At 58.3% G+C, this 573-nt stretch carries 1 protein-coding gene; it reads left to right on the top strand.

What is annotated here, in order from left to right; all coding sequences use genetic code 11:
• Positions 1–22: 22 nt before the first annotated feature.
• On the top strand, positions 23–573 hold a 551-nt coding region (locus A3730_RS10670; RefSeq protein ID WP_156501140.1), incomplete at its 3' end, for a TonB-dependent siderophore receptor.

The following is a 573-nucleotide window of genomic DNA, read 5'->3' as shown; positions in this document are numbered from 1 at the left end:
GGGGGCGGCGAGTCAAGGATACATGGCGACGCATAGTGCCACCGGCACTAAGACTGACGCACAAATTGTTGAAATTCCCCAATCCGTTTCCGTGGTCACCCGTCAGGAAATGGATGACCGTGGCTCTGAAACGGTGATGGATGCCGTGCGTTATACCGCCGGGGTGCAAACCGAAGGGCAAGGTATCGACAGCCGGGTGGACGATATTCGCATCCGGGGTTTCGATGCCTCCAGCTGGAGCAATAATCTGTACCTGGATGGGTTGCGTATGCCCCGGGGTGGTCAGTGGACTACGCCGCAGATCGATGCCTATGGCCTGGAGCGGGTGGAAGTGTTAAAGGGGCCGGCTGCTGTGCTTTACGGTCAGGTGGCTCCTGGCGGTCTGGTCAACATGGTCGCCAAGCGACCGACCTATGATCAAACCAATGAAGTGGTGCTGGAAGCTGGCAGCTTTGACCAGTACGAAGGCTCCTTCGATGTGGGCGGGGACCTGGGCAAAAGCGGCAAGGTGATTGGCCGTTTGGTGGGGAGCTACAACGACGGCGATTCCCAGGTGGATGAAACCGAACTGAG

This window comes from Alcanivorax sp. HI0044, assembly GCF_001634945.1.
The sequence above is the reverse complement of the archived record's forward strand: the minus strand, read 5'-3'. Positions and strand labels throughout refer to the sequence as shown.